Origin of the sequence: Anaeromicrobium sediminis, assembly GCF_002270055.1 — a bacterium.
GTDB classification, from domain to species: domain Bacteria; phylum Bacillota; class Clostridia; order Peptostreptococcales; family Thermotaleaceae; genus Anaeromicrobium; species Anaeromicrobium sediminis.
This window is the reverse complement of sequence record NZ_NIBG01000022.1, coordinates 35,784-55,382: the sequence shown is the minus strand read 5'-3', so window position 1 is coordinate 55,382 and position 19,599 is coordinate 35,784. Positions and strand designations below refer to the sequence as shown.

22 protein-coding genes are annotated in these 19,599 nt (G+C 32.3%); 10 read left to right on the top strand and 12 right to left on the bottom strand.

The window, feature by feature from the left end; genetic code table 11:
* Nucleotides 1–128: 128 nt before the first annotated feature.
* The gene (locus CCE28_RS17915; RefSeq protein ID WP_095135096.1) at nucleotides 129–425 is read right to left on the bottom strand and encodes a hypothetical protein; all 297 of its coding nucleotides are present in this window, start codon (nucleotides 423–425) and stop codon (nucleotides 129–131) included.
* Between the two features lie 95 nt (nucleotides 426–520).
* Here CCE28_RS17915 and CCE28_RS23045 point away from each other — a divergent pair, with 95 nt between their 5' ends.
* Nucleotides 521–613 carry a D-glutamate cyclase family protein gene (locus CCE28_RS23045; protein ID WP_095135119.1) on the top strand — a complete coding sequence of 31 codons (93 nt, stop codon included), beginning with the start codon at nucleotides 521–523 and terminating at the stop codon, nucleotides 611–613.
* Nucleotides 614–760: 147 nt separating this feature from the next.
* The gene (gene abc-f / locus CCE28_RS17905; protein ID WP_095135095.1) at nucleotides 761–2,311 is read left to right on the top strand and encodes a ribosomal protection-like ABC-F family protein; all 1,551 of its coding nucleotides are present in this window, start codon (nucleotides 761–763) and stop codon (nucleotides 2,309–2,311) included.
* Nucleotides 2,312–2,345: 34 nt separating this feature from the next.
* Here abc-f and CCE28_RS17900 read toward each other — a convergent pair whose 3' ends face one another.
* The 6 genes from CCE28_RS17900 to CCE28_RS17875 form a co-directional block, all read right to left on the bottom strand.
* On the bottom strand, nucleotides 2,346–3,320 hold the full coding sequence (locus tag CCE28_RS17900) for a type I phosphomannose isomerase catalytic subunit (protein WP_095135094.1): 975 nt from the start codon (nucleotides 3,318–3,320) through the stop codon (nucleotides 2,346–2,348).
* Between the two features lie 28 nt (nucleotides 3,321–3,348).
* Nucleotides 3,349–5,310, bottom strand: coding sequence for a BglG family transcription antiterminator (locus tag CCE28_RS17895; protein WP_095135093.1), 1,962 nt, complete (start codon nucleotides 5,308–5,310; stop codon nucleotides 3,349–3,351).
* A gap of 99 nt (nucleotides 5,311–5,409) precedes the next feature.
* The gene (locus tag CCE28_RS17890; RefSeq protein ID WP_095135092.1) at nucleotides 5,410–5,673 is read right to left on the bottom strand and encodes an HPr family phosphocarrier protein; all 264 of its coding nucleotides are present in this window, start codon (nucleotides 5,671–5,673) and stop codon (nucleotides 5,410–5,412) included.
* An 11-nt stretch (nucleotides 5,674–5,684) separates the two neighbouring features.
* Nucleotides 5,685–6,002, bottom strand: coding sequence for a PTS fructose-like transporter subunit IIB (locus CCE28_RS17885; RefSeq protein ID WP_095135091.1), 318 nt, complete (start codon nucleotides 6,000–6,002; stop codon nucleotides 5,685–5,687).
* 80 nt (nucleotides 6,003–6,082) lie between these two features.
* Entirely contained in the window at nucleotides 6,083–7,141 is a 1,059-nt protein-coding gene (locus CCE28_RS17880; RefSeq protein ID WP_095135090.1) for a PTS fructose transporter subunit IIC, read from the bottom strand.
* 46 nt (nucleotides 7,142–7,187) lie between these two features.
* Nucleotides 7,188–7,652, bottom strand: a complete 465-nt coding sequence (locus CCE28_RS17875; RefSeq protein ID WP_095135089.1) for a PTS sugar transporter subunit IIA — start codon at nucleotides 7,650–7,652, stop codon at nucleotides 7,188–7,190.
* Nucleotides 7,653–7,901: 249 nt separating this feature from the next.
* Here CCE28_RS17875 and CCE28_RS17870 point away from each other — a divergent pair, with 249 nt between their 5' ends.
* From CCE28_RS17870 to CCE28_RS17850, 5 genes are all read left to right on the top strand, one after another.
* Nucleotides 7,902–8,882: an acyl-CoA dehydratase activase-related protein gene (locus tag CCE28_RS17870; protein WP_095135088.1), complete on the top strand. Its 981-nt coding sequence runs from the start codon at nucleotides 7,902–7,904 to the stop codon at nucleotides 8,880–8,882.
* Nucleotides 8,854–9,954 (top strand): acyl-CoA dehydratase activase-related protein, encoded by a 1,101-nt coding sequence (locus CCE28_RS17865; RefSeq protein ID WP_095135087.1) that lies wholly within the window; start codon nucleotides 8,854–8,856, stop codon nucleotides 9,952–9,954. The genes CCE28_RS17870 and CCE28_RS17865 overlap by 29 nt, the downstream gene beginning before the upstream one ends.
* A complete protein-coding gene (locus CCE28_RS17860; RefSeq protein WP_095135086.1) occupies nucleotides 9,929–10,909 on the top strand; it encodes an acyl-CoA dehydratase activase in 981 nt (326 codons plus the stop codon). Before CCE28_RS17865 ends, CCE28_RS17860 begins: the two co-directional genes overlap by 26 nt.
* 159 nt (nucleotides 10,910–11,068) lie before the next feature.
* Nucleotides 11,069–11,380 carry a hypothetical protein gene (locus CCE28_RS17855; protein ID WP_095135085.1) on the top strand — a complete coding sequence of 104 codons (312 nt, stop codon included), beginning with the start codon at nucleotides 11,069–11,071 and terminating at the stop codon, nucleotides 11,378–11,380.
* Nucleotides 11,381–11,521: 141 nt separating this feature from the next.
* On the top strand, nucleotides 11,522–11,947 hold the full coding sequence (locus CCE28_RS17850; RefSeq protein ID WP_242973018.1) for a YmaF family protein: 426 nt from the start codon (nucleotides 11,522–11,524) through the stop codon (nucleotides 11,945–11,947).
* Between the two features lie 185 nt (nucleotides 11,948–12,132).
* Here CCE28_RS17850 and CCE28_RS17845 read toward each other — a convergent pair whose 3' ends face one another.
* A complete protein-coding gene (locus CCE28_RS17845; protein WP_330396884.1) occupies nucleotides 12,133–14,145 on the bottom strand; it encodes an ABC transporter ATP-binding protein/permease in 2,013 nt (670 codons plus the stop codon).
* Nucleotides 14,146–14,221: 76 nt separating this feature from the next.
* On the opposite strand from CCE28_RS17845, the gene CCE28_RS17840 reads away from it, so the two are divergent.
* The 3 genes from CCE28_RS17840 (at nucleotide 14,222) to CCE28_RS17830 (ending at nucleotide 15,490) form a co-directional block, all read left to right on the top strand.
* Entirely contained in the window at nucleotides 14,222–14,338 is a 117-nt protein-coding gene (locus tag CCE28_RS17840) for a DUF1540 domain-containing protein (protein WP_095135084.1), read from the top strand.
* 220 nt (nucleotides 14,339–14,558) lie between these two features.
* Complete coding sequence (locus CCE28_RS17835) at nucleotides 14,559–14,768, top strand: hypothetical protein (protein WP_095135083.1); 210 nt, start codon at nucleotides 14,559–14,561, stop codon at nucleotides 14,766–14,768.
* 80 nt (nucleotides 14,769–14,848) lie between these two features.
* The gene (locus CCE28_RS17830; protein WP_095135082.1) at nucleotides 14,849–15,490 is read left to right on the top strand and encodes an HD domain-containing protein; all 642 of its coding nucleotides are present in this window, start codon (nucleotides 14,849–14,851) and stop codon (nucleotides 15,488–15,490) included.
* Between the two features lie 101 nt (nucleotides 15,491–15,591).
* On the opposite strand, the gene CCE28_RS17825 is transcribed toward CCE28_RS17830, so the two are convergent.
* The 4 genes from CCE28_RS17825 to CCE28_RS17810 all read right to left on the bottom strand — a co-directional run bounded on the left by CCE28_RS17825 (nucleotide 15,592) and on the right by CCE28_RS17810 (nucleotide 19,552).
* Nucleotides 15,592–17,244 (bottom strand): SulP family inorganic anion transporter, encoded by a 1,653-nt coding sequence (locus CCE28_RS17825; RefSeq protein WP_095135081.1) that lies wholly within the window; start codon nucleotides 17,242–17,244, stop codon nucleotides 15,592–15,594.
* A 325-nt stretch (nucleotides 17,245–17,569) separates the two neighbouring features.
* Nucleotides 17,570–18,184 (bottom strand): pyridoxal 5'-phosphate synthase glutaminase subunit PdxT, encoded by a 615-nt coding sequence (pdxT, locus tag CCE28_RS17820; protein ID WP_242973017.1) that lies wholly within the window; start codon nucleotides 18,182–18,184, stop codon nucleotides 17,570–17,572.
* Complete coding sequence (gene pdxS / locus CCE28_RS17815; protein WP_095135080.1) at nucleotides 18,150–19,028, bottom strand: pyridoxal 5'-phosphate synthase lyase subunit PdxS; 879 nt, start codon at nucleotides 19,026–19,028, stop codon at nucleotides 18,150–18,152. The genes pdxT and pdxS overlap by 35 nt, the downstream gene beginning before the upstream one ends.
* Nucleotides 19,029–19,270: 242 nt before the next feature.
* Entirely contained in the window at nucleotides 19,271–19,552 is a 282-nt protein-coding gene (locus CCE28_RS17810; protein ID WP_095135079.1) for a hypothetical protein, read from the bottom strand.
* Nucleotides 19,553–19,599 lie beyond the last annotated feature (47 nt).

Here is a 19,599-nt window from a genome sequence, read left to right as displayed (position 1 = left end):
GTAAGTATGCCTTTAGTTCCAGGACAAGGTTCTGGACTAATTGCTGGATTAAGCTTAATAATATTTTATTTCCTATGTTATTTGATTTTTCAACGAAAAAAAAAATAAAGGGTAGCTTTTTCTCCCCTTTAAATAAATTTTTGTATACCGTTTAATTCCTTTTCAATAGATTTAATAACCTTTCCAAGTTCATCAATATGATTTTCTATTTTAGATACTTCATCTCTAATATGCTTATACTCCTCAGATACTTTCTCTAATCTATCACTACCACTTATAGCTTCTTCTATCCTCTTTCTAATCTCTAGTACATAATATTCTTTCTTTTTTTCTGAGAGTGTCTTTATTAGTTTCTCCCTTTCTTCTCTGTATTCTCCGATCACACCCTTGTAGGCCTCCACCTTTATTTTGATATCACCAATCATATATCACCCATCCCCTACAATTATCTCATACTATATCCTATTTAATAAGATTGTCTATGGTTACAAAAATATAAACTTTATTTTTTAAGTTCTTTATACTAGGTTGTACTTTCACCTTTGAATCAGCCCTATTAGATAATAATATAGAAGTTAGACATATTACAGAAAATAAATATGTTAATATGTGACATTAAAAACAAGGATTTACAAAGCTTTTAGTCAATTGCATATATTTACAAAAATAGAGAAACTTTTAAAAGTTTCTCTATTTTCCATTTGAAATTATGCAAGATTTTTTATAAAATTATATGGACTATATTTAATGAGGTGTTTAAATGTTATTAGTAGAAAATGTAAATCACGGATTTGGTTCAAGAGTCATACTAGAAGATGTAACCTTTAGATTAAAAAAGGGAGAACACATTACCTTAGTAGGTGCAAATGGAGAAGGGAAATCTACTTTCTTAAATATAATTACAAAAAAATTAATGCCAGACGAGGGAACTATTCGTTGGGCTAACAAAGTAAGTGTTGGATATTTAGATCAGCACACAGTACTTGAAAAGGGAAAGTCCATAAGAGACGTATTAAGAACTGCCTTTGACGGTATGTTCCAATTAGAAAAGGACATGCTTGAAATGTATGACAAAATGGGTAGTGCTACTGATGAAGAAATGGCAAAGCTTATGGAAGAAACTTCTACTATCCAGGATACTTTAGAATTAAGTGGATTTTATGCCATAGATTCTAAAATAGATGAGGTTGCAAATGGATTAGGACTTAGAGATATTGGTCTTGATAAGGATGTATCTCAACTAAGTGGTGGACAAAGGACTAAAGTTTTACTTACTAAATTATTATTAGAAAGTCCTACCATATTAATCCTAGATGAGCCTACTAACTATTTAGATGAGGATCATATTGAATGGTTAAAGAATTATTTACAAAATTATGAGAACAGTTTCATTTTAGTATCCCATGATATTGCCTTTGTAAATTCCGTATCCACAGTTATATATCATATGGAAAATGGAAGTATTACCAGGTATAAGGGGAACTATGACGACTTCCAAAATATGTACAATTTAAAGAAAAGACAAGTAGAACAAGCCTTTGTAAAACAACAAAAGGAAATCAAACACTTAGAAACTTTCATAGCTAAAAATAAAGCTAGAGTAGCTACTACAAACATGGCTAAAAGTAGGCAGAAAAAATTAGATAAGATGGTTAAAATAGAAAGACCTAGAGATAAAGTAAAGCCTGAATTTAGATTTAATGAGGCTAGAGTTCCTTCAAAGATTGTATTTGAAGCTAACGATCTAGTTTTAGGATATGATGAAGCCTTAACAAGTCCTTTAAACGTTCAATTAATACGTGGTAAAAAGATCGCATTAAAAGGAGTTAATGGTCTTGGAAAGTCTACACTACTTAAGACTTTAATAGGAAAAATAAAACCCTTTGACGGTAAAGTTGAATTAGGAGATTATTTAGAGATTGGATATTTCGAACAAGAATCTTCAAGGGATAATTCAAATACTGCTATAGATGAGATTTGGAATACTTATCCTAGTATGTCAAACTTTGAAGTAAGACAAGCCTTAGCTAAATGCGGTCTTACAAATGATCATATTACTAGTCAAATGAAGGTATTAAGTGGTGGTGAAGCTGCTAAAGTAAGACTTTGTAAAATAATGCTTAGGGACATTAACTTCCTTGTACTTGATGAGCCTACTAACCACTTAGATGTAGATGCTAAGGAAGAATTGAAAAGAGCTATTCAAGCCTTTAAGGGAACTGTTTTACTAGTTTCCCATGAGCCAGAATTCTACATGGATATAGTAGAAGATGTATGGAACATAGAAGATTGGACAACTAAAATCGTTTAATTATAAAAACTATAGGATATTTTCCTATAGTTTTTTAATATTTAATCCTATTTAGTATATCCTTTTCAAACTTTTCTAGGTTTGGAACATAAGTCTTTAAAAGACTCATGCTACCTTCTAAAGAATATTTCCCTAGGGAAGCTGGTATTAATAAGGTTTCTCCAGTTTTTATTGTTTCTTCTCCATCAGTATATATTATTTTACCGTCCCCATCTATACACATAAATATGAAGAATCTTTCCAAGTCACTTTCTTCTTTACAAACCCCTTTTACATCATATTTTTTAAGGACAAAGTTTTTATCATAACAGTAATAGGTCTTTTCATAGCCTTCTTCTTTCAAGGTAAGGCCCTTTGCATTTTTTCCCACAAGGTTAAAGTCTATTACATCTAGGGCTTTATCCACATGTAATTCCCTTCCCCTATTATAATCATATACCCTATAGGTAACATTACTATTTTGTTGAATCTCTGCCACTAAGACTCCTTCCATTGTATGGATTAATCCACTTTTAATAAAGTATATCTCACCCTTTTTAACAGGTATATATTTAAGATACTTTTCTAAATCCCCCTCTTCTATAGATCTTTTAAATTCTTCTCTATTTACCTCTTCTGTTCCTAATACTAACCTAGCATCTTCCTTTGCATCTAATATTACCCACACTTCTGTTTTACCCAGGTCATCCTCATTCTTTAGGGCATAGTCATCTCCTGGATGGACTTGAACTGATAATTTCTGTTGAGCATCTAAAAACTTTATAAGTAAGGGAAACCTATGACTTTTCACTTCCGTTCCCAATAGTTTTTCTTTCTTTAAATCTATTATTTCATCTAGTTTTTTTCCTTTAAATATACCATTACATATTTCACTTATATGATCCTTATGATAGGATAACTCCCAGCTTTCTCCTATATTTCCCTTTGGTACATCTATCTTAAATGAAGATAATTTCTCTCCACCCCAAACCTTTTCTACATAATATGGTTTAAACTTTAACGGATACATGAAATGCCCCCTTCTTTCGAAATTATATTTACATGGTATTTTCTAAATTATTAAGACTTGTTTTAACCCTTTCTATATGGCCATTTAGGCTATTTATAAATTCTTTATCATCCATCCTATTATATAAGTTTTTGATAATATTTTTAGTCTTAAATATATCCTTCTTAGCTAAACAAATTAGAAAAACATATTTTACCCATTCAGATTCCCATTTTACAGGCTCTTCTAAGACTGTTAAGGCAATACATGATTTTTTCACTTCACTAGGTTCTCCATGGGGTATAGCTATGGAATTTCCTATTTCTGTTGCCATTAAGGATTCCCTCTTTAAAACTGTACCCTTGAAGGACTTTTTTATATACTCCTTTTTTTCTAGGTTTTCACACATTTCTTCAATAATCTCACTTCTATTATTAAATCTCTTGCTCCTATGGAAAACTTCCTTACATATGAATTCCTTCTCTTCTTCACCCCTAATCCTCATCTGAATAGAGTCTATATGTTTTTCTACTTTTTTTACATCCATTTGAGTAAAGAGTGGACTTACTAATATTACTGGTCTATCTACTTTTATAGGTACTGTAGATATTATCATTTGTGCTTCATCCATTATATCTTTAGTTAGGCCAGCAGAAGAATATATTCCTATCACATCTATTTCCTTAAAACACCTTTTAAATCGTGCCGATAGCAATTGAGATGTTCCTATGCCACTATGACAAACTATTATGGTCTTTACCTTATGACTATTTCTTTCTACTGCAGCTCCTAAATGAAGGGCTATATACCCTATTTCTGACTCTGGTATATTCACATCTAAATATTTTTGGAAAACACGGCTACACATCCACGCTACTCCAAATACATCTGGATAATTACTTTTAATCTCTTCTATTATGGGGTTTTTTAGGGTTAGACCATATTTTATCCTGTTTATGGTAGGACGTAAATGTAATATGAGTCCATTTAATAATACCTGATCTTCTATTAAATTCATATGAAGGGCCTCACTGGCTATTTTCGTTATATCCTTTCCAATCTCCACAGCCAAATCTAGCTCTTCAGCACTCTCAAAAGTAAGTGTGGCTAAATCCCTTCCATGCATTTTGCTCCCTAATATGTGCAATGTTATATATCCCACTTCCGATGTGGGTATTTTAACATTAAAATACTTTTCCATATGACAGCTCATTTTTTCTGCATAGTAAAAGGCCTTTGTATCCTTAATATTTTCTAATATTTTCTCAGATAAAAATATATCATAGCCCTTTTTAATTCTCTTAATAGATATGGCTATGTGTATTATTAAACTAATATATGCTTCATGGGAAAATCTAAAATTTAATTGTTCTTCCACATGACTTACTAGGCCTTCTAGTTTTAAATAATCTATATTAATCAACGCCTTTAATTGGCATAAAGTTTTTTCATCTATTCTCCCTTTATAATTGGCTTGTAATAAGCCCTTTATTTCATCCGTCTCCTTTATATGATCTATTAAGGCCGATATGGCTTTTCTATAATTATCTTCCTCACCTATTATTTCAATTCCATAATTTCTTTTTTTAACTAATTTTAAGTTAAAGTCATTTATCCATTTTTCTATTTCCTTAATATCCTTATGTATGGTTCCAGTGGAAACATATAGTTCATCTGCCAATTCATAAGAAGTCATATTTCCCCCATCCATAAATAACTTTTTTAATATATATTTTTGTCTGCCCCCTGGAGAATAGGGTTGTATATAATCCACACTCTTTTTTACAGTTCTTAAAAGTTGTAATTTATTATCTTCAGGGCCTTCTATACTAGTTCCTACCCCTGTCTTTTTCGTAAGTCTTAGCCCTTCCTTTTCTATAAAATCCTGTAGTTTTTTTAAATCATTTCGTACAGTTTTATTAGATATGTTTAATTCATTAGCTATTTCCTTTATAGTTATGGGTTTCTCACTTTCAAGTAATATCTTTGCCATTTCCATAAGTCTTTTCATATGATTTCCTCCATACTAAAAAACAAAATCCATAATATTATATAGGATAAAAAGAGACGGAGTACCGCCTCTTAAATTATTTACTTTCTATCTACTATATTACTCTCCAAATCCATTTTCCACAATCTTAATTAAACCTTCAACTGCTAACTTCTCGTCCTCTCCCTGGGCTTCAATAATTATTTTATCTCCCTTTATTGCTCCCATACTCATAATATTCATTATACTTTTAGCATTATAAACTACATCATCTTTTAAAATATTAATAGATGATTTATATTTAGCACTTTCTTGTACTAACATTTGGGCAGGTCTGGCATGAATTCCCGTACTATTTTTTATTATAACTTCATTACTATACATTCTTCCACTCCCTACTTATTCTTATTTAAATGGTCAATTATTTTATCCAGTAATGGTCCAGTCTTCTTTATTAAATCTCCTATGGCCACATTTACAGTTGGAATTCCTTTAAATCTTTCTTTTCCCTTAATGGACATATCCTTAGTTAATATAACTACATGGGCTCCCTTTAAATCATCTTCCGTTATTTTATTCTCCACACCTATGGATCCTTGTGTTTCTACTTTTACTTCAAATCCCCTAGCCTTACATTCCTTTTCTAATGCCTCTGCTGACATATAAGTATGTGCTATTCCTGTTGGACAAGCTGTTACTGCTAATATTTTCATAATTTATCTCCCCTCTACTATATTTAAAGGCCTGTTAAGCAAACTAGAAGTTTTCCTAGTTTGCTTTCACAGGTATCATGTTAAAATTCTATATCTATTTCTCCTGGATCATCATTTTCAATTATTTCTTCCTGAACTTCCTTCTTAAGGGCATTTACCATGAAGGCTGCTACTGCTACACCAACTATTACGGCCACCATGAACATTACCTTATTGTCTACTACGGGTAATACTATTGGTCCACCATGGGGCGCATGGTCTCCCACCTTTCCCATGGCAGCAATGGCTGCTCCAATTGCAGAACCTGTTACAATAGATGGAATAACCCTTATAGGATCTGCTGCTGCAAAAGGTATGGCACCTTCTGTAATTCCTATAAGGCCCATGGCAATGGCACCCTTTCCAGCTTCTTTCTCAGCTTCAGAATACTTTTTAGGACTAAGTAAAGTTGCAACTCCCATGGCAAGGGGAGGAATACATATGGCTACAGCCACAGGTCCCATTACAGTATATACGCCTTCTCCTATCATAGCTGCACCAAACATGAATGCAACCTTGTTCACTGGACCTCCCATATCAAAGGCTATCATGGCACCCATAATAATTGCTAATATTACAGCATTAGAAGTACCCATGCTTTTTAATCCATTTGTCATGGATTCCATTAAACTACTAATAGGCGCTCCTATTATATACATGACAGTTCCCACAACTAGTGATCCTAAAAGTGGTATAACAAATATGGGCATAATTGCTCTTAATTGAGTAGGAACCTTCCAAGTTTTAATCCATTTAGCCGTATATCCAGCCACAAATCCTGCTATGATTCCACCTAAAAATCCTGCTCCTATTTCATTGGCCAGTGCTCCACCTACGAGGCCTGGTGCTAAACCTGGCCTTTCTGCAATACCAAAGGCAATAAATCCAGCTAAAACAGGAACCATAAGTCCAAAGGCTTTTACACCTATATTTAACATTTTAGATAAGATTGGATTTGTTACATTCGCTCCCGTTCCAGCTTCTACACCACTTAGGGCTATGGATAGGGCTATTAAAACACCACCAATAACAACTATAGGTATCATATAAGAAACCCCTGTCATCAGATAAGTTCTTAAATTCTTTAACTCATTACTCATAAGTACCCTCCTTTAATATTTTTTATATTTTCATACGCTCTAAATCCTAAGCTGCAATATGCTTAAATACTTCTCCTAAAATACTTAATAATTCATCCTCGTTTTCAATTTCCATCAAATTTTTTCTAAAATTTTCATCCATTAATTTTCTAGACAATAGGGCTAATATTCTTAAGTGCTCATTTGAAGCTGAACTCTCTGGAACCCCAATTAAAAATACCATATGAACTGGTTTATCATCTAGAGACTGCCACTCAATCCCTTCCCTAGACCTACCAAAGGCTAAAGTAGGAATATTTACCGAATTACTTTTGCCATGGGGAATCCCTACTCCAAAGCCTATTCCAGTAGTGGATAATCCTTCCCTCTCCATAACTACCCTTATATATTCTTCCTTGTCATTTAATCTTTGGCAGGATTCCATCATACTTGCCATTTCCTTTATAGCATTTTCCTTATCCTTTGCTCTTAATGATAAATTTATCAAATCTTTAACTATTATTTTATCCATGCTGTCACCTCTTTCTTTTAAGAAAAGCTTTTCCTTTGCTTATATTCATAATATCATTTATGATTCAATCTAATAATTACTACTCTTGCCATAACATTGTGGCAATTGTTATATTATAGTTTCCAGTTCCCATCTAGGCTCATTGAGTAGGCCTATTAAATTACAATTAAAAATGTAAATTATGTTTATAATTTTAAAAAATGTTAATACTACAAAAGTATAAAATAATTTAAAAAGGTGATATGTTTTATGAAAATTGGAATTCCTAGAGGATTAGGATACTACATGTATCATCCCCTTTGGAAAGGATTTTTTGAGTCCTTAGGTGCTGATGTTGTTTTTTCTGATCCCACTAATAAACAAATTTTAGATGATGGTACACTCCATTGTATAGATGAAGCCTGCCTTCCCTTAAAAGTTTATCTTGGTCACGTTTTAAACTTAAAGGATAAGGTTGATATGTTGTTTTTACCTAAACTAACTAGTGTAAGTAAGGGTGAATATATATGTCCTAAATTCTGTTCTGTACCAGAATTAGTAAAAAGTTCTATAGATGAACTTCCACCCACCATTTATACAAATGTAGATTTCCATAAGTCTCGTAGCAATCTGTTAAAAACCGTATATGAAATAGGTAGTCCCATAACTTCCAATAAAAGACTTTTAAAAAGTGCTTTTAATGATGGTTTAAATGCTTTAAAGGATTATAGACATAAATTTAGCTTAAATATGTTACCCTTAGAAGAATCTTCCTCTTATACAGGTTTTACTAAAAATGAATTACCAGAAAAAATATTAGTATTAGGACATAGTTACATACTTTATGATCATTATTTAAGTATGAATTTAATAAACAAAATCCATTCCTTTGGTTTTCAGGTGATTACCCAAGATAACATGGATTTTAAACACATTAAAGGTCTTGATTTCGATAGGGACAAAAAAATCTTTTGGACCTTAGCTAGACATACCCTAGGTTCTGCCCTATGTGCCCTAGATATGGATAATATAAAGGGTATAGTATATCTCTCATCCTTTGGTTGCGGAGTTGATTCTGTAATTTCAGAAATAATAGAAAGAAAAGTAAGGAGACATACTAACAAAGGATTTATGTTAATCAACTTAGATGAGCATACGGGAGAAGCAGGATTAAATACTAGGATTGAAGCTTTTATAGATATGATTAAATGGAGGCAAGATTATGAAACTAACTTTTCCTCACATGGGTAATATGTACTTACCCGTAAAGGCCATGGCGGAAGATTTAAAAGTTGATGTGGTAATACCACCTAAGAGTAGTAAAAAAACATTAGAACTAGGTACACGATATTCGCCTGAACTCATGTGTCTTCCCATGAAACTAAATTTGGGAAATATTATAGAGTCCATAGAACAAGGAGCAGATACGGTTATTATGACTACTAGCTTTGGACCTTGTAGATTTGGTCTCTATAGCCAAGTTCTAAAGGAAATACTAAAGGATTTAAACCACGAGGTGGAGTTCGTATTATTAGAATCTCCCGATAAAAAATATAGTGAGTTTCTCAATAGGGTATATAGTGTTACTCCTCTTAGAAATCCCCTTAAAATATCTAAAGTTGTTTTAAGAGCAGTTAATGTACTCAGGGAATTAGAATATATAGAAGATTGGATTTTAAAAAATTCACCCTATTGTGATTTTCCCTTGCATGAATTTTTTGATGAATTAAAAACTGATTTAGAAAATTCATATGGTACAAAAGAAATGTTTAAAAAAGTTAAAATTGCTAAAAATAAATTAAATGATTTTAATTTAAATAAAAAAGCTAATCCTCTAAAAATAGGTGTTGTGGGAGAAATTTATACTGTAATTGACAATTTTTCCAACTTGGACCTATTTAGGAAATTAAACACCATGGGAGTGGAAGTTCATAAATCTCTATCCATTTCAAAATGGTTTTGGGAACATGTAGTTTTAGGATCATTAGGATTTAAGGATAATCATGTAACAAAGGCGGCCAAACCCTTTGTATCTACTGGAGTAGGAGGCCATTGCAGAGAGACCATTGGAAATTCCATCCTATATTCTCAGGCTAATTTAGATGGTGTAATACACCTAATGCCCTTTTCTTGTATGCCTGAAATTGTTTCCATGAGTGTTTTCCCTAAGGTACAAGAAAAATATAATATACCAGTACTTAGTTTAATAATAGATGAAATGACAGGAGAAGCAGGTTATTTAACTAGGCTTGAAGCCTATATAGATCTTCTATCAAGCAGGAGGGATAATTTAAAAAATGAAAAAAGCATATCTTGGAATTGATATTGGTTCTGTTAGTACTAATCTAGTCCTAATAGACGAAAAAAACAATGTTTTAGATTCCCTTTACATAAGAACTCAAGGAAATCCCATAAATACCATAAAAAATGGATTAAAGAAACTAAAAGATAATATGACTGAGGAGTTAAAAGTCTCTGGAGTAGGTACTACAGGTAGCGGTAGAAATTTAGGTGGAATAATGGTAGGTTCCGATGTGGTGAAAAATGAAATTACAGCCCATGCCCGTGCTGCCATTCACTTTGTGCCAAATGTAAATACCATCCTAGAGATAGGAGGTCAGGATTCAAAAATAATCCTATTAAGAGATGGCATATTACACGACTTTGGTATGAATACGGTTTGTGCCGCCGGAACAGGTTCTTTCTTAGATAGACAGGCAGAGAGACTTGGAATCCCCATAGAAGACTTTGGCCATATGGCTCTTAATTCAAAATCTAAGATTAGAATAGCAGGTAGATGTGCCGTTTTTGCCGAATCAGACATGATTCATAAACAACAACTTGGACATAATCAAGAAGATATAATAAATGGTCTTTGCGAAGCCCTTGCCAGAAATTATTTAAATAACCTTGGAAAGGGTAAGACTCTAAATGGACCTATAGTATTCCAAGGAGGAGTAGCTGCTAACAAGGGAATAGTACGAGCCTTTGAGGAACTACTAGGAGAAAAAATCCTAGTTCCACCCTATCACCATGTGATGGGAGCCGTAGGTGTAGCCCTTCTTGCAAAAGAGGAAGTGGCCAAAACTAAACGTACTAATTTCACTGGTTTTGAAATAGCTAATAGTGAGTATACGGTTAGTACCTTTGAGTGCAACCATTGTCCAAATTTATGTGAAGTAGTTAAATTCTATAAGGATGATACTTTAATCTCTAACTGGGGCGATAAATGTGGCCGTTGGAGCAATTCTTCTTGTACCGATGAAAAATTTGCATAACTATAAAGGTATAGACCTAACAAAAGAACCCTATCCTACTTTTATCTGACATCTAAATTCTACAGATGTCAGATTTTTTTATTCCAGACAAAATAGTATATGAATTAATGATTGTGGCATACTGTCTATATACTAATAAATAGAAAGGAAGTCATAATCTTGTTCATAACAAAGACCTTAGTATGTCCCAAGTGCAAGAGCAATGATTTTATAGCAAAACGTGAAGCGACCTATTTGTACAGCTATAAACTCAATAAAGATAATAGTGAAAATTCAAAGGAGGAAACAGAACCTCTTCCCTTTTTATTTGATAATAGGGAACAAACTAACTCTAAAGAATATATAGAGTGTGAAGATTGTGGATCCCAATATCCTTGCGATCTTAAAATGGACGGTAAAGAAATTGATTTTACCATTCTACAAAAGGCTATTCGCTCAGATCATACTACAAATCCTGAATTTTTAGGGTAAAATGTACAAAGTTTAAAAAAAGCCTCTTTATAAAGAACAAATCTCTTTTATTTTGCATATTTTAAATTAGAATAAAGACAAGTATACAACTTGTTTTATATTCTATATTAATTTATTTAGTAAAATAGAGGAGGTTTTTACGTGGAAAAGGATAAAAACACATGTGATAGCTTTCAAGAGCATGTTCATGAATTTCTATTTAGTACCATGCTGGCAGCTCCCTTTGATAAAACAAAATTGCTTCACAATCACCGAGTAGCTGGGGTAACTGGATCTGTAATACCAACTCCAGGTGGTGGACATGTGCACCAAATATTCGTCAACACAGACTTTTTCTTTAATCATTTCCATGAAGTTACTGTAACAACAGGACCTGCAATACTGATAAGAGATGGAGACGGAAATATAATTGGTCACGTTCATGCTATTATTGGTACTACTTCATGTACGTTCTTCCACACTCATGACTTTAAAGGAACCACATTAATTCAAAACCCACTAGCTCCTATTGGATGCATAGCCTTTCCTCCTGATTCCAGTGATTGGCTCAAATTTGAAGAAGACTAAGAATTCTTAAACAATTTATTTTTCAAAATATTTATTCCTTCTGTTAAGTAGATTTAATCTTTTATCTACCAACAGAAGGAATTTTATACTTCCTATACAATTATAAACTTTCAAAACTATGTATAGTAAAAAATTAAAGGGTTGTGGACAAACCTCCCCTGACTCTTTAAAAAAGTATGCCTTTTTTACTCATGACGCAAGGACTGTATTGGATCTAATTTTGCAGCTTTACTTGCAGGACTCAAACCTGCTACTACACTAACAATAGTACTTACTAATAACCCCAAAATCATATAGTCAATTTTAACCTCTATTAACTTTACACCAAACTGCCTATTTAAAATTCCATTTCCAATGTTTCCTATGAAAATAGCACAAATAACACCAATTAAACCAGCAATCACTCCCACCAAGGCAGCTTCTGAGAAGAAAATGCGTTTAATATCCTTTCTTCTTGCACCAATAGCTTTTAATACTCCAATTTCTTTCGTTCGTTCAATGACACTAATATATAATACTACTAATATCATTATACCTGATACAATTAATGAAATGCCTGCTATACCAGCCAATACTGCTGTAGCAATATTTAGATACACCATTAATTGTTCTAAGATTGCCTCTTCCCTGGAACCTTCATAACCTAATTCCTTTATTTCTTCTTTTATATGTGCAATATATTTTTCATTGGTCCCATATACATATAGGGTTGTTGGTCCAAACTCTACTCCATTGTCCCTATATAATTGGTTTAAATCATCATAATTCAAATAGGTTAAAGTAAAATTACCCATCATTCCTTGACCACTAGTTTCCATTATGCCACTAATAGTAAATTCTTCCTCAATCTGTACCGGCTTATTATCCTTTTGTTCCACAATTAATAATTTTACTGTGGTTCCAACTAAATTTTTAACAGGTTCCCCTTCTTCCATTAAATTTTCGGCAACATTCTTAGAAATTATAATTTCATCATGTTTAGGCATTTGTCCATATGTAACACTTGATTCATCAAAGGATTTTGTCAATGTTTCAAGTATTAATACATCATTACTTTTATCCTTGTATTCTATCCTGGTTTTCATGGAAATTGTACTACTTTTTTCTATTTCCCTAGCATTTTCTATTCCTTCTATTTCTTTTATATCCTCTGTAGTGAATGGGTTTCCCGCTGTAATGGGCCCCCTCATTTCCTCTTTACTTGGTTTGGTCACTTCTATCATGAGAGGATCAACGTTCCCTTGGATTTCCCCCTGAATATATGACTTTACTCCACTTCCTAGGGCTAACATTATAATAACACTAGTAATACCAATAGATGCACCAAAGGATATTAAAATATTTCGCCATGTATTTAACCTCATATTATTTAAAGCTAATTTAATTGCTGAGAAAAAGCTTAGATTTTGTTTTCCTTTTTTAATATGTGCTCTTTCTTCTTTTAGATCTATCTTTTCTTTTATAATATCGTCCTTAATTATTTCACCATCACTAATAGATACAATGCGAGTACCAAAATTTGCAACTTTTGATGAGTGAGTAACAGCAATAATTAATTTTCCCCTTTTCCCAATTTTTTGTAATAATTCTAATATTTGCTCTGATGTTTTAGAATCTAGGGCTCCCGTTGGTTCATCGGCCAATATTATATCTGGATCATTTGCCAATGCCCTGGCAATAGCCACCCGTTGCTTTTGTCCACCGGATAATTGATTAGGTTTTTTATAAATTTGATCTTCTAATCCCACTTCTTCTAATAATTCTTTAGCACGACTAAATTGTTCTTCCTTTGAAGCATTAGATAAAGTCATTGCAATAGTTATATTGTCTAATACGGATAAATGTGGTATTAAATTGAAACTTTGAAATATAAATCCTATATTATTTTTCCTATATGCATCTAATTCTTTTTCTTTAAATTTTGAAATTGACTTACCATGGAATAAAATATCTCCATGAAAATCTGAATCTAATCCTCCAATTAAGTTCATTAGTGTAGATTTCCCACTACCTGATTCTCCTATTATTGATACAAATTCACCCTTATAGAAGGACAAATTCACATTTTTTAACACTTGAAATGTTTCTTTTTTACTTATTTTATAATATTTATTAACATTGTTTATTTTAAGAATTGTCATCTTATCTCCTTTTCCTATATCATCTGTTTCAGTCTTATTTTTCGCAACTTCTCTCAATTATATAAGATAAATCCATTGAATATTTGCTCTTTAAAACTCTAATAATATTAACAAATACATTGGAGGTGAATTTATGCCGAATAGTAGTATTGGATGCAGCGCAACAGAATGTAAACACCATGCTAAAACTATTAATCAATGTACACTTGATCATATTGACATTATTAAAAACAAAGTGCCTGCCACATGACCCAAGTGCACAGATTGTGCAAGTTTTGTACATCAATAAAAATCTAGCCTTCACCCTAGTGAAGGCTTTTATTTATTTTACTAAAATTACATTTATTTTTCCCACTTACTAAGATTATTAAAATATTACAATTTCTAAAATTGAATTTTAAAAAAAGAATTACACATACTTATAATATACTCTCATATATCTTCATAAAAAATATGAAAGGAATGTTAAAATGGATAATAATAAAATTAAAAATGACACTACTGTAAATGTGGTACAACTTGAAAATAATATAAATATTACTTCTAAAAATGTTGCCGCAGGAACTAAAGGTGCTTATTGTACCTTCGAAGGTTCCCAATATGGAGTGGGGTCAACACTTGAAAAACCAGATGGCACAAGACTAGTATGTACTGAAGATGGTTCATGGCAATATTCTTAATTTAAAAACTCTATCCCTTTATTAAAATAAAACTATTATAATAAATTTTCCTATTACTACTTATGGGGGTAAATAAACATATGAATGAACTACAAAATATATATAAGGATTTTGAAAAACATTTAATGGAAGATGAAAAACCTTCTGATTATTTTAATAGGATATTTGAAGAAGAACCAGCATTAAGTAAATATCCATTTACCATGCTAAGTGACTTAAAAAAAATAGAACAGTCCCCTAAACATCATCCTGAAGGGAATGTTTGGAACCATACTATGCTTGTAGTAGATAATGCAGCTATTAGAAAGGATAACAGTACTAATCCAAAGGCTTTTATGTGGGCAGCATTACTACATGATCTTGGGAAGGTTCCTGCCACAAAAATTAGAAAAGGTAGGATTACGGCCTATGACCATGACAAATTTGGAAAAAGGCTATCACAAGATTTCTTAAAAGAGTTAGGTGCTGATGAAGATATTATTAACATGGTATCTAAAATGGTGAGATGGCATATGCAGATTCTTTTTGTTGTAAAAAGTCTACCCTTTGCTAATATAAAGAGAATGGTGGCCGAAACGAACCCAGATGATATGGCACTACTTTGTCTCTGTGACAGACTAGGAAGAGGTCAAACCTCAAGGGAAGCCATCGCTGCGGAAGAAAGAAATGTGGAAATATTTATTCAAAAATGTAAGGACTATCTAAACGGAGAGAAAAGTTAAAATATTTTTTATTCATATGACCGAAGTAAGTTAATATGAGATTGGATATATACCTATAAAAATAGACCCTTAGATTTAGCTAAGGGTCTATTTTTATATATTTAATTTTTATTAAATTCTAATTGATTTAAATACTTTTTTGCTTCATTTAAGTTCTTATAGAAACGATGCTCTCCTACCTTCTCTATAAATCCATATTTATTTAATCTGGTCTCTAGCTCTTCATTTAGACTCAAAAATATAGGTTCTGTATTGCTTCTTAAACACTCATTACAAAATTGTTCTAATGCATAATATCCTGTGGCATCTATAGTTGGTACGTCCTTTAAACTTAACATCAATACTTTAGGCATGGAATGTATCTCCTTTATGGCCTGTATGAATTTATCCGCAGCTCCAAAGAAAAAGGGCCCTTCTATTTCATAATACATTACATGTTCTTGAAAGATTTTATCCTTAGGTATACGTAACTCATCTCCCCAACTACTTTCTGAATGAACAATTAAAGATGTATTTGATATTCTAGCCATTCTTATCATAAATAGGAACGAAGCCAATACCATTCCCACCTCTATTGCCACTATTAAATCTATAATTACTGTTAATATGAAAGTTGTTAAAAACACAAATGCATCACTTTTAGGATACTTATGTAAATTAGTAAATCCATGCCACTCTCCCATATTGTAAGCTACAATTATTAAAATTCCAGCTAACGTGGCCATAGGTACATAACTAAATAGAGGCATAAAAAAAGTCATAATTATAAATACCACTAGGGCATGAACTATACCAGCCACAGGTGTACGCCCCCCTAGTTTAACATTAGCAGAAGTCCTTGCTATGGCACCTGTTACTGGAATACCTCCAAATAAACCTGAAAATACATTTGCAATTCCTTGGCCTATTAATTCTGTATTAGACCTATGATTCCCACCTATCATACCATCTGCTACAACTGCTGATAATAGAGATTCTACTCCTCCTAATAGGGCAATAGCTACAGCTGGCATAAATAACATTTGTATAGTATTAAAGTCTACCGACATGGCTCTTATATGTAACCCTTGAGACTTGATAGTTCCAAATTGTAATCCTATAGTATTCACATCTAATTTAAATATATTGGCTATAAGAGTAGTTATTATAATTGCAACTAGTGCACCTGGTATTTTTTTATTTATCTTAGGAACTATAATCAATATGCATATGGTTAAAACTCCAAGTAATAGAGCCCACAGGTTTAGAGAAGAAAAGTTTTCTATATACGCTAACCATTTTTCAATAAACTCAGATGGAACTTTTTCCATATTTAATCCTAAAAAGTCCTTTATCTGGGTAGAGAATATTACTACGGCTATACCACTAGTAAAACCTGTAGTAATAGGATATGGAATAAACTTTATTAGACTTCCTAATTTAGCAAATCCCATTAAAACAAGGATCATCCCTCCCATTATGGTAGCTATAGCTAATCCTTCTATACCATATTTCTCTATTATTCCATAAACGATAACTACAAATGCTCCCGTAGGTCCTGCAACCTGAACACGGCTTCCTCCTAATAGGGATACTAAAAAGCCTCCTATGGTGGCAGTAATAAGACCTTGTTCTGGTCCTACACCTGATGCTATACCTAATGCTACTGATAGGGGTATGGCTATAATAGCCACTATAATTCCTGCTATTATGTCCTTATAAAACTGATCTTTTGAATATGATTTTAAACACGTAAAAAGTTTTGGTTTAAACATTATTTGTCCATCCTCACGAAGTTATTTTTTCAAACATGGTAATTATACACCTTTTTGTATAACTAGCAAACACTCCCTGGACATGCCTACACTCCATAATATATAGTTTTTGTTCAAATATAAAAAAAGTCCTTAGTTTTTCTTTAAAATAAGGACTTTTCCTATAAAATGACGAAGTTTTTTCTTTTATACATTTGTCAAATTCAGGCTTTCCCTATACAGCAACTTGCCTATGAGGGAAAATATATTGAAAATTTTTAGAATTGTAGGTTCACATAAAGCTGGTTTCTAATTGATAAATCTTTATATCATTTAGAATTACGGCTTACTTATATTCATCTATCATATTAATAAAGTATTTATGGAAATTAGTATCATCTGTAAGTTCAGGATGAAAGGAAGTTGCAAGCATATTACCTTCACGTGCAGCTACCATATTCCCATCAACCATATGAAGTAATTCAACATTTTCACCTATATGAACAATGTATGGAGCTCTAATAAAGACCATAGGAATTTCCTTTTCCGATACTCCTTTAATCACTTCTTTGATGACGAAGCTCTCTAGTTGAGAACCATATGCATTTCGTTTCACTTTAATGTCCATAACTTTTAAGTGAGCATCTTCATGACCATCCAGTTCATTTGCAAGCAAAATCATTCCAGCGCATGTTCCCCATACAGGTAAACCCTTTTTGATTTTATCTACTAATACTTCTTTAATTTGATAATCATCAAGTAATTTTCCCATTACTGTACTTTCTCCACCAGGTAAAATAATTCCATCCAAATCGTCTAGTTGTTGGACTTTTCTTATCTCAATTCCATTGTGACCTAGTGATTTAATTATCTTTATATGCTCTTTAAATGCACCTTGAAGTGCTAAAACACCAATATTTTTCATTTTAGTATCCTCTATTAGCCATTTTTTCTTCTTCATCAATTGAGTACACATTGATTCCAACCATTGCTTCTCCAAGGTCCTCAGATACTTCAGCTAATATTTTTGCATCATTGAAGTTTGTAACGGCTTTAACTATAGCACTAGCTCTTTTTCTTGGGTCTCCAGATTTAAAAATTCCAGAACCAACGAATACTCCGTCACAACCAAGTTGTATCATCATTGCAGCATCAGCAGGAGTAGCAACACCACCAGCGGCAAAATTTACAACTGGAAGTTCTCCATGTTCATGAACATATTCTACTAAATGAATAGGTGCTTGTAATTCCTTAGCTGCATTCATTAGCTCTTCTTTTGATAAACCTTGAATTCTTCTGATTTCAGAGTTCATCATTCTCATATGTTTAACAGCTTCTATAACATCTCCCGTTCCAGGCTCACCTTTAGTTCTAATCATCGAAGCCCCTTCTCCAATTCTTCTTAGAGCTTCGCCTAGGTTTTTAGCCCCACAAACAAAAGGAACTTTAAAATCTTTTTTATCAATATGTAGAGTTGGATCAGCAGGTGTTAAAACTTCACTTTCATCAATATAGTCAACATTTAGAGCTTCTAAGATTTGAGCTTCCACGAAATGTCCTATTCTTACTTTTGCCATAACTGGAATAGAAACAGCCTCCCTGATACCTTTAATCATTTGTGGATCTGAAGCTCTTGCAACTCCACCATCTTTTCTTATATCAGCAGGAACTCTTTCAAGAGCCATAACAGCACAAGCACCCGCTTCTTCAGCAATTTTTGCTTCTTCAGGAGTTGTTACATCCATAATAACTCCACCCTTTAACATTTGAGCAAGATTTTTATTCAATTCATATCTAGTATCCATTACAATTCCCCCTTAACTTTATATTGTATCGGTATATTATGTATTGTATCCGTCTTCTTGTTTTATATTATTGCATATTCATAGGGTTTTATCAATACATTTTTCAAAATTGTACCTTTTTATTTTTTATTGTATCGTTTTTCTTCATTGCTTAACCGATACAATTTATTTTTCTTTTACTTATCAATTACATAGAAAAAAGTTCCTAGGAATTTTTTTTCACTAGGAACTTTTTTATTTTTTCAAATTTGTACATTATATTTTAATAATAATTCTTTTATTTCTTCGTATGATGTAGGCTGAATATCTAATAGTTTTTCTGGGTTGTTCTTTAAGAAGTGTTCTAATTTTGGCTGAGGTATAAAATATATATTCATATGATCAGGTATATTTCCAAGTCTAATTACACATTTTACCTTATACCACTTATTTCTATATTTCTCAATTTCATTCTTATTAACGTGACAATAGTAATAATATACATCATCTGAATCCAGATAGGATATTCCCTCATGACAAATCATATAATCCCCCCATAACTCTTTTAACTTATAAATATTACGGGGAATGA